General features: G+C 64.2%; 10 protein-coding genes. 1 reads left to right on the top strand and 9 read right to left on the bottom strand.

The window, feature by feature from the left end; all coding sequences use genetic code 11:
- Positions 1-196 precede the first annotated feature (196 nt).
- The 9 genes from VFO25_09245 to VFO25_09205 all read right to left on the bottom strand — a co-directional run bounded on the left by VFO25_09245 (position 197) and on the right by VFO25_09205 (position 9176).
- Positions 197-937, bottom strand: coding sequence for a WecB/TagA/CpsF family glycosyltransferase (locus VFO25_09245; GenBank protein HET9343082.1), 741 nt, complete (start codon positions 935-937; stop codon positions 197-199).
- Complete coding sequence (dapA, locus tag VFO25_09240) at positions 934-1848, bottom strand: 4-hydroxy-tetrahydrodipicolinate synthase (GenBank protein ID HET9343081.1); 915 nt, start codon at positions 1846-1848, stop codon at positions 934-936. The genes VFO25_09245 and dapA overlap by 4 nt, the downstream gene beginning before the upstream one ends.
- Before the next feature lie 22 nt (positions 1849-1870).
- Positions 1871-3079 (bottom strand): aspartate kinase, encoded by a 1209-nt coding sequence (locus VFO25_09235; GenBank protein ID HET9343080.1) that lies wholly within the window; start codon positions 3077-3079, stop codon positions 1871-1873.
- The gene (locus tag VFO25_09230; protein ID HET9343079.1) at positions 3076-4086 is read right to left on the bottom strand and encodes an aspartate-semialdehyde dehydrogenase; all 1011 of its coding nucleotides are present in this window, start codon (positions 4084-4086) and stop codon (positions 3076-3078) included. The genes VFO25_09235 and VFO25_09230 overlap by 4 nt, the downstream gene beginning before the upstream one ends.
- Positions 4083-4865: a 4-hydroxy-tetrahydrodipicolinate reductase gene (gene dapB, locus VFO25_09225; protein HET9343078.1), complete on the bottom strand. Its 783-nt coding sequence runs from the start codon at positions 4863-4865 to the stop codon at positions 4083-4085. The genes VFO25_09230 and dapB overlap by 4 nt, the downstream gene beginning before the upstream one ends.
- A gap of 27 nt (positions 4866-4892) precedes the next feature.
- On the bottom strand, positions 4893-7049 hold the full coding sequence (locus tag VFO25_09220) for a UvrD-helicase domain-containing protein (protein HET9343077.1): 2157 nt from the start codon (positions 7047-7049) through the stop codon (positions 4893-4895).
- Entirely contained in the window at positions 7049-8089 is a 1041-nt protein-coding gene (locus tag VFO25_09215; GenBank protein HET9343076.1) for an NDP-sugar synthase, read from the bottom strand. The genes VFO25_09220 and VFO25_09215 overlap by 1 nt, the downstream gene beginning before the upstream one ends.
- A 97-nt stretch (positions 8090-8186) precedes the next feature.
- Positions 8187-8672, bottom strand: a complete 486-nt coding sequence (locus VFO25_09210; GenBank protein HET9343075.1) for a VOC family protein — start codon at positions 8670-8672, stop codon at positions 8187-8189.
- Between the two features lie 3 nt (positions 8673-8675).
- Complete coding sequence (locus tag VFO25_09205; protein ID HET9343074.1) at positions 8676-9176, bottom strand: hypothetical protein; 501 nt, start codon at positions 9174-9176, stop codon at positions 8676-8678.
- Between the two features lie 446 nt (positions 9177-9622).
- Between VFO25_09205 and VFO25_09200 the strand changes: the two genes are divergently transcribed.
- On the top strand, positions 9623-10060 hold the full coding sequence (locus VFO25_09200) for a hypothetical protein (GenBank protein HET9343073.1): 438 nt from the start codon (positions 9623-9625) through the stop codon (positions 10058-10060).
- Positions 10061-10197: the final 137 nt, after the last annotated feature.

Raw genomic sequence — 10197 nt, 5'->3', positions numbered from 1 at the left:
TCGAGTTCGTGGTACAATACATGAAGAGCCCTCCTGAAGGCGGTTGCTAAGCACAAACACCTTTCAGGAAGGCTCTCGCTTTACCCTAATTTTACGTGTAGCGAAGGTCCGTAGACACTACACTAAAGCTCGACCGCTACAGATTTCAAATTTGCCAGGCCGCGGCGGTCGAGATAAATCTCGACCGCTCCCCGATTTATCCGGATCGACGCTGCATGAGTACGCGTACAGCGAATTCCGGGAGCGCGAGTTGACGGCCCAAGCGGCGCGGTTCGCGCACGAGCCGATAGAGCCACTCGAATCCCGCCCTGCGCCATGACTCGGGTGCGCGCGGCGAGTGGCCTGACCACACGTCGAAGGCCCCGCCGACGCCGATGCACGTCGCCGGCCCGACGCCACGAAGATGATCGCGGATCCAGAACTCCTGGCGCGGCACGCCGAGCGCGACGAGCACGAGTCGCGCGCCCGTTGCGCGGATCTCCTCGGCGACCGACGCGGAAGCGGCATCATCGAAGTAGCCGTGATGAACGCCCGCGACTATCAAAGCCGGGTGCCGCTGCTTCAAGGCAGCCGCGGCTTCCGTCGCCACGCCCTCGGCGCCGCCTAAGAAGAACACCGGAACGCGCGCCACATCGCACAGCCGCTCGACAAGCTCGATCCCGGCGACTCGATCGCGCAGAGTAGAACCGGCGCGACGCATCGCCCACACGACGCCGACCGTGTCGGCGACGACGAGTTCCGCGGCGTTGATCGTCTCTCGATATGAAGGGTCGTGAGAGGCGCGTACGGCCATCTCGGCGCCGAACGTCACCACGTGCGCGCCGCGCACGTCCGAGATGTACGATTCGATGCGCTCGATCGCGTCGTCCATATCGACCGGATCGACGCCGCAGCCGAGGACGTCGACGCGCGGCCGGCCGGCCACGCTGACGGTCAAGCGCGCGTCAGCGATCGCTCGTCCGCCGGAACCACCCACGGCGCGATCGCCGCGTCCAGCGCGCGCTGCTGCTCCGAGGTCAGCGTGCAAAGCGGCAAGCGACAACGTCCGACAGAGAAGCCGAGCCGCGCGACCGCCGCTTTGACCGGTATCGGACTCGTCGTCGCGAAGAGCGCACGGATGAGCGGCAGCAGCCGCCCGTGGATCGAGGCAGCCGCTTCGACGTCGCCGGCCGAATGCAGATCGAGCATCGACTTGATGTCGTCGCCGGCGAGATGGCTGGCGACCGAGACGACACCGACGCCGCCTATAGACGCGACCGGCAGTGCGAGGTGGTCGTCGCCCGAATAGACCTCAAAACCGTGCGGCGTACGCGCGCAGATCTCGGCGATTTGCATGAGATCGCCGCTCGACTCCTTGACGGCGACGATGTTCGGATGCGCGCTCAGTGCGATGATCGTGTCGGGCACGATATTCACCGCGGTGCGCCCGGGGATATTGTAGATCATGATCGGCAGGGCCGTCGCGTCGGCGATCGCCGTGAAGTGCTCGATAAGGCCCGCCTGTGGCGGTTTGTTGTAATATGGTCCGACGACGAGCGCGCCGTCGACACCGCAGTCGGCGGCCTGCTTGGTGAACTCGACCGAACGACGCGTGTCGTTGCCGCCCGTGTTCGCGATGACTTTCGCGTTGCCGCGGACCGCGGATACGACGGCCGCGAACAAGGATAACTTCTCCGCATCTGAGAGCGTCGGTCCCTCACCCGTCGTGCCGCAGACGACGATGCCGGCGCTCCCATGCTCGACGAGCCAAGACGCGAGCCGTTTCGTTTCGTCGAGATCGATCGCGCCGTCCGCTTTCATGGGCGTCACCATCGCGGTGACGACGGTGCCGAAGCGCGGTGTGCTCATCGAAATGCTTTCCTTATTATCGCTAGAGCTTGAAGTACGCGTGCAAGACCTGTTCGGCGGTCGCGGCCATCGTTCCGGGCACGAGCACGGATATCGTGATGTTCGAATCGGTGCTGTGGATGATCGGAACGCCGGCCTTGCTCAGCGCCTCGACGACTCGATACATGACGCCCGGCGTGCCGCGCATCCCGGCGCCGACGATCGATACTTTCGCGCAATCGCGCCGCGATCGCACGGCGACCGGCAGCGGTTCGAGCAGCTCGCGGGCCCGTTCGAGATCGTCATCTTGGACGATGAAGAACACGCCGGCGGCGTTGACGTTGATACAGTCGAGATTGATCGCAGCGTCGTACATCGCGCGGAAGACGCCTTGCTCCCATCCGCCCGGCATGCCCGCAGCCTCGGGCACGATGTGCACGAAGCTGCAGCCGACGATCGTCGCGAGGCCGGTCACGGGCCGGTTGTGATCGGGTGTCGCATCGCCGCCGATGCTCGAACCGACGCCGCTGCGCAAGGAACGCACCGTGTAGGGGATCCGCTCGTCGCGCGCGAGGTCGGCGGCTTTGTCGTGCATGACCTTCGCGCCGAGGCCGGCGAGTTCGGTGACCTCTTCGAGCGTCAGCCGCTCGACGGTGTGCGCGTCGGCGACGCGTCGCGGATCGGCGCTCATGACGCCGTCGACGTCGGTGACGATCTCGAGGCTCGCGTCGCCCAGCGCCGCAGTGATCGCGACCGCCGTGAGGTCGCTGCCGCCGCGACCGAGCGTCGTGACGGAGCCGTCTTCGGCGATACCTTGAAAACCGGCGATCACCGGCGTTACGCGCGCGGCGAGCAGCGATCGGATCGGCGCCGCATCGACGTGCGTGACTCGTGCATCGCCGTGCGACGAATCGGTCGAAATACCGGCGTGTCCGCCGGTGAGGGCGCGAGCCGGAATCCCGATCGACTCGAGCAGCTCGGCGAAGACCGCGGCGCCGATCATCTCGCCCGTCGCAAGCAAGAGATCGCGGTTCGGGCCGTCGGCCGCATCCGGTGCAAGCGCGATCAATGAATCGGTGGCGTACGGCGCCGGCGCGCGGCCAAGCGCCGAGGTGACGACGACCGGTGTCACGCCTTCTTCAATAGCTTTGCGAACGCGTTGCGCAGCAAGCAGCCGCAGCTCCGGAGTCGCGAGCGACGAACCGCCGAACTTCAAGACGACGAGCGGCTGCACTGCGCTGCGCGCGTTCATACGGCGATCGGAGCCGAGCGCAACGCACTCTCGGCGATCTGCACGGCATTCGTCGCCGCGCCCTTGCGCAAGTTGTCGCAGACGATCCAGATCAGCCACGCGTCGTCGTGTGCGCGGTCCGGGCGCAGACGTCCGACTGCGACGATGTCCGTGCCGGCGACATCGAGCGGCGTCGCATACGCCGTGCCGTCGGTGAACGTCACGCCCGGCGCCATAGCCAGAACCTCGCGGATCTGCTCGCGCGACGCCGGCTTTTTCGTCGCGAAAGCGACGGCTTCGCTGTGGCCCACCGCGACCGGCACGCGCACCGTCGTCGCCGACACCGGCAGATCCACCTGCGATATGATCTTGCGGAACTCCGCGGCGATCTTCGATTCCTCGCCGCAATCGCCGCCCGCTTCGAACGAGCCGACTTCCGGTATGACGTTGCCGGCGATGCGCTTCGGCAATGCGGCGGCGGCGCGATCTTCCCCGCGCGTCTGCGCGCCAAGCTCGTCGACCGCGTCTCGTCCGGCGCCCGAAACGCTTTGGTACGTGCTGACGCTCACCCACTTCAACCCGAAGGCGCGTTCGATCGGCGCGAGCGCCATCGCAAGCGGGATCGTCGAGCAGTTCGGATTGGCGATGAGGCGATGGCCCGAAATCGCGGCGCCATTCACCTCTGGCACGACGAGCGGCACGTCAGGCTCGAGCCGGTAGGCGGATGACTTGTCGACGACGAGAACGCCGCGTTCGGCGAGGAGCCTTCCATAGGCCGCGCTCACCGCATCGCCGGCCGCGAAGAACGCGACGTCGACGCCATCGAACAGACCGGGATCTGGCGCTGAGGCATCGATCGCCTCGACGACCGCTTCGGACGATCCCGAACGCACGACCGAGCCGGCGCTACGCTGCGTCGCAAATGCGCGCAGCGATGAGATCGGAAAGCGGCGCTCCTCCAGTATGCGAGCGACGGTCTCGCCGACGACGCCGGTCGCTCCGACGATCGCGACTCGATACGCGCTCACAACAGCGACTCCAAGCCGTCGACGAACGTCGTGAGCTCGCGCGCCGCGCGAATGGCGACGAGCATGCCCGGCATGAACGACGATCGCGAAGTCGAGTCGTGGGTGATGCGCAACGTCTCGCCGTCGCCGCCGAACAGCACCTCTTGATGGGTGACGACGCCGGGCAGGCGCAAGCTATGTATGCCGATGCCATCGAACTCCGCTCCGCGCGCGCCCTCGATCTTCATGAGCGCGGTTTTTGGTCGCCGAAAAGCACCACCCGGGACCGCCGAGCGCGCCGCCGCCAGCCGGCGAGCGGTCGCGGTCGAGGTCCCAGAAGGCGCATCTTTCTTGCCTGCCTCGTGCATCTCGATGATCTCAACCGCGTCGTACTGACGGGCAGCGTCGGCGGCGTACTTCATCATAAGGACTGCACCGATCGCGAAGTTGGGAACGAAGACGCAGCCGATCGTCTCGCGCTCGCACGCCGCACGTAGATCGTCGACGTCGTCGCTGACGTAGCCGGATGTTCCGATGACGGGCCTGACGGCGGACGCGATGCACGCGAGCGCTATCTTCTTCGAATCCGGGAAGTGCGTGAAGTCGACGAGCACTTCGGGCCGCGCCGAAGTGAGCAGTTCATCGAGATCGCCGAACTCGGACCGCTGCGCGTTCGGATCGGATCGCACGAGTCCGCCGACGTATGACGTGTCGGGCGCGGCGTCCAACGCGGCGATCGCGATCGTCCCCATCTTGCCGCGAGCGCCGGACACGGCGACGCGGATGGCGGAAGGCGTCATGCGCGTCGCATCTTCAACGTTTGGAGGCTACACCTTCTCCAGCTTCGCGTAATTCAACATGATGCTCTTGCGGCCGGCGGTCTCGAAATTGACGGTGACGAACGCGTCGCCGCCTGCCCCCCGGACTTCGAGCACGGTCCCCACGCCGAACTTCCCATGAACGACTCGGTCGCCAACGCTCAGGTCGACGATATCTTCTGAAAGCGTCGGCTCGGGTAGGCGGACGTCGTCCCAAGTGCCCGAAAAGCCGACGGTCGGCACCGAAGGCGCGTTGAGGAATTCGAGACCAGCGATCTCGGTGAGAAAGCGCGACGGCGGGTGCAGGTAAGCGCTGCCGAACGTGTTGCGCCGCTTCGCATACGACAGCACGAGCTCGTCGATCGCGCGCGTCATGCCGACGTAGGCGAGACGCCGTTCTTCCTCTATATCTGCCGGATCGATGAGGGCGCGGTTGTGCGGAAAGATACCCTCTTCGAGGCCGGCGAGGAAGACGACCGGGAATTCGAGCCCCTTCGCCATGTGGAGGGTCATGAGCGTGACGGCCGACTCGCCCTCGCGCATCGCGTCGAGGTCGGACACGAGCGAGATGTTCGCGAGGAATCCGAGGACGTCGTTGCCCTCGCGCTCCTCGTACTCGCGCGCGACGCCGACGAGTTCTTGCAGATTCTCGAGCCGCGATTGCGCCTCGATCGTGTCCTCGGCGCGCAGCTCGCGGACGTAACCGGTGTCTTCCAAAACCGTGACGAGCAGCCGCGATGGCCCTTCGACGCGGCCGATCTCGGCGAAGCGGTCGATGACCGTGAAGAATGCGGCGATATCTTTCGCCCGCTTCGGCGCGACGAGCGCGACGAGAGCCGGATCGCGCATCGCCTGCGAAAAGCTCAATCCGCGACGCCCGCCTTCGTCGGCGATCGCGTTGAGCGTCGATTGCCCGATGCCGCGGCGCGGCGCGTTGATGATGCGCCGCAGCGAAATGCCATCGTCGCGGTTGACGATGAAGCGCAGGTAGGCGAGCGCATCCTTCACTTCCGCTCGCGCGTAGAATCCGACGCCTCCGACGACACGATACGGCATGCCCTCGACGAGCATCGCTTCTTCAAACGCTCGCGATTGCGCGTTCGTCCGGTAGAGGACGACATGATCGGCCAAAGCACGGCCTTGCTCGCTGGTGCCGGTCCTGATCGCGTCGACGACGAACCGCGCCTCTTCGCGTTCGGTTTTCGCCTCGTAGACGCTCACCGGCTTGCCGCCCTCGCGCGACGTCCAAAGCTTTTTCGGGTGGCGCTGAGTGTTGTGGCTCACGAGCGTGTTCGCGGCGCTGAGGATGGGTGACGTCGAACGATAGTTGCGCTCGAGCCGGAACGTCGTCGCGTTCGGAAAATCGCGCTCGAAACGCAGGATGATGCGATGATCGGCGCCGCGGAAGGCGTAGATCGATTGGTCGTCGTCGCCGACGACGCAGATGTTGCCGCTCCCTCGCGAGAGCGAGCTCACCATGCGGTATTGCGACTCGTTGACGTCTTGATATTCGTCGACGAGCACGTATCGGAAGCGTTCGCGCCATGACTTGCCTTGCTCGGTGTCGCCCTCGATGAGCGTGAGCGTCCGCATGATGAGATCATCGAAGTCGAGCGCGTTCGCGACCGTGAGCCTTCGTTGATGCTCGGCGTAGACGGAACTGACGGTCGTCGCGAGCCGACCGTCGGCGGAACTCGCGTAGGCAGCGGGCGAAAGGCAGCGTTCCTTGGCGCGGCTGATCTCGTTGAGCAGCGCACCCGGGGCGAAGTGGCGCTCGTCGAGGTCGAGATCGCGAAGGATCTCGCGGACGAGCTGGCGCTGATCGGCTTCGTCGTAGATGACAAAGTTCGGGGCGACACCGACGACGGCGCCGTCGCGGCGCAATATCCGCACGCCTATGGAATGAAAGGTGCCGACCCAGAGGCCTTGCGCCATCGGTCCGACGAGCGCGCGGAGCCGCTGTTTGAGCTCGCCGGCTGCTTTGTTCGTGAACGTCACCGCGATGATGCGGTAGGCCGGTGCGCGATCTTCTGCGAGCAAGTGCGCGACGCGATGAGTCAGGACGCGCGTCTTGCCGCTGCCGGCGCCCGCGAAAATAAGAACGGCGCCCTCGGTGTGGGCGGCCGCTTCGCGTTGTTCTTCGTTGAGCGAGTCGAGTGGATTCATCAGGCGCGCACGAGACGTTCGCCCTTTCCGATGACGCTCCCCGCTGGAACGCTTGCTCCGGCATCGACGACGACCTCGAGCCCGAGTATGGCGCCGCGCACCGTCGCGTTCTCTTCCACGACACATCCCGGCCACACGATGCAGTTGCCGACCGTCGCGCCGTCGGCTATCTTGACGTCGTCATAGACGACTGAATACGGCCCGATCTTCGCGCCGCGCGCTATCTTCGCACCCGCTCCGATGTAGGCGGGACCTTGAAGCGTCGCGCAATCGAGGACGCTGCCGTCTGCGGACCACACGCCAGGTCGTATCTCGACGCCGAGCGGTCTTTCGAACTTGCCGTCGAGGATGTCGCGATGCGCCTGCATATACGTCTCGGGGCGGCCGACGTCGATCCAATAGTCGTTCGTCGAGACCGCGTAGACGCGGTGCGTCGTTTCGATGAGCAGCGGAAATGTCTCGCGCTCGATCGAGACCGTCTTGCCTTCGGGAATCGCTTCGATCGCTTCGCGATCGAGGAGGTACGTGCCGGCATTGATGTCGCGCGCATCGGTCTCGCCGGGCTTCGGCTTCTCGACGAAGCGTTTGACGCGGCCCGTTTCATCCGTCTCGACGACGCCGAAGGCGCTCGGGTCTTCGACGGCGCGCGTGTGGATCGTCGCGATCGCGTTGTTGCGCGTGTGCGATTCAAGGAGCTTCGAAAGGTCGAGACCTGTGAGGATGTCGCCATTGCAGACGAAGATCGAGCCGTGGATCAGGTCGAACGCGTTGCGGATCGCGCCGGCCGTGCCGAGCGGCGTGTCCTCCATGACGTAGTGGAGCTTGACGCCGAAATCCGAGCCGTCGCCGAAATGCGCCTCGATGACGTCCGGGAGGTAGCAGCAGGAAAGGATGATGTCGTCGACGCCCGCGCGGCGCAGCCGTTCGATGATCCAGCCGATGAACGGGCGTCCGAGGATCGGTACCATCGGCTTCGGCAAGGCGTATGTGAGCGGCCGCAACCGTGTCCCCTCACCGCCGACGAGAATGACCGCTTGCATTGTGCCGAATTCTTGCTAGATGGAGCGGTCGACCTTCACGGTCTTTGCCCGAGAGGATAGGGAGCGGTCGAGATTTATCTCGACCGCCGCGGCCTCGCTATACCGGAGCGCCCTCGTACGCGCGGCGCAGCTCGTCGATGTCGAGCTTCACCATCTTGAGCATCGCCTGCATCGCGCGCGTCCTGCCTGCTTCGTCGTCACCACCTAGGTAGTCGGCGATCCCTTGCGGCACGATGTTCCACGCGATACCGAACTTGTCGACGAGCCACCCGCACTGAATGATTTGGCCACCAGCGGATAGCTTCTCCCACAGATCGTCGACCTCTGCTTGCGTGTCGCAGCTGACGAACAACGAGATGGGAGGCTGGCCGCCTGACGACGGAGGCGTTCCGCCGTTGAGCGCCATGACGTCCGAGCCGAGCAGTTGGAATTCAACCGTCATCGCAAGCCCGGCTTTCAGCGGACCTGCGTCGCCGTAGCGGCTTATATTGTCGATCTTCGAATTCTTGAAGACGGAGACGTAGAACTTCGCCGCGTCTTCGGCTTGGTTCTCGAACCAGAGGTACGGGAGGACTTGCGACATCGTTTAGGCGGCCTCGACTTTCTGAACGAAGATCGGCGCGAATTGCGATCGGATCGGCCATGCGGTGGCGAACCAGAGGACCAGCGCGATGATCGGCATCGGGAAGATCGCCTGCGGCCACATCGTGATGTGGAACGCGAAGATGTTCGCGATCACGGCGCCGAGCATGACGAGCGCGAACGGCACGTACCGGTTGAATAAGACGAGCAGACCCGCTATCACCTGCACGCCGAAGACGAAGTACGCGAAATGCGACGTCACCATCGCGACGGAGAACGCCATCGCGGTCGGCGGAATGTACGCCGGGTTCGGAAGGAAGTGCACGAAACCGTTTAGCCCAAAGATCCCGAACTGGATGCCGAGCAGTATCCGAGCCGCGCCCGTGGCGACTTTCAGAGCCGTCCTGGGTCTGCGTCCGGCCCGACGTTTTCTAGATCCGGAATGGACCGGTGGGTACTCCATGATCTCGGGATGGATTGGTACGCCCCACAAGTTGATGCTCACGATAGATCCCTCGCTTGCCCCCTCGCGGACCGAGAAAAGAAATGACCACGGGGCCTTATCTGGTGTACCCTCGATCGGACCACATCACTCGTATTGACGCGCCGTTAACAACCTTGAAAGCGAGACGACTTTCGCGCCCGTGGGTCTATCGACAGGGGCTTTTGCGCGTTGTGTGGTCTGACCGCACAGAACCTGGTTCACCGAGGGCGAATAACGAACGGATCAATCGGATTACGATCACGGGGAGCGGTCAACCCATCCGTCGTCGCGTTCTATGTGACGTCTGTGGCGACTGGCACAGCGACGATCAACGTCAGCGACGCGATCGGCAACCTGTTCAAGGTCAAAGTCAAAGTGCCATAAGGCGCGCCGCCCAAGCCCTGAGGATGACGACCGCTCGAGAGTGAACCCTCCGTTCGAGATTGCCCTGACCTTCGGAGGGTGATATGACTCTGGCGCTTTGGAACACCGTCGCGTCAATTGGCACGCTCGTCGTCATCACGGCGACGGCAATCGCCGCACTCATCCAGATACGTCACGCTCGTGCCAACAATCAAATCGCCGCCTTGGCAGAGCTGAACAAAGCGCACGACTCCCCCGAGTTTGCGGACGCCTACCTTTTCGCATCGACGGGGCTGATGACCAAGCTCAAAGATCCCGAGTTTCGTTATCAAGTATTCAAACCTGAAGCTCGTTCGAGCGAGAATCAAAGGCTCATGGCCCAAGTGGCCCTGATCGGCAATCACTTCGAGAATCTGGGAACGCTCGCTATGGCGGGGCTGATCGATCGCAAAGTGGCGCTCATGCTCTGGGATGGCCAGGCTCTGGCGGCGTGGGACCTGCTCGGCCCTTACCTAGCGATCAGCCGCCGAAGAGCCAGTTGACCTGAGGCGGTGATTTCGGACAGGCGGAAACTGTGAGGTCTCGGGCGTAAGGCCCGCCAAGGAGACTCACGTGAAGAAGAGCCGCTTCACCGAATCGCAGATCGTCTCGATCCTCAAAGAACTCGACGCTGGCGCGA

It is taken from the genome of Candidatus Eremiobacteraceae bacterium, from assembly GCA_035710745.1.
Lineage (GTDB): Bacteria > Vulcanimicrobiota > Vulcanimicrobiia > Eremiobacterales > Eremiobacteraceae > JANWLL01.
This window is presented reverse-complemented; position numbering and strand designations above follow the sequence as displayed.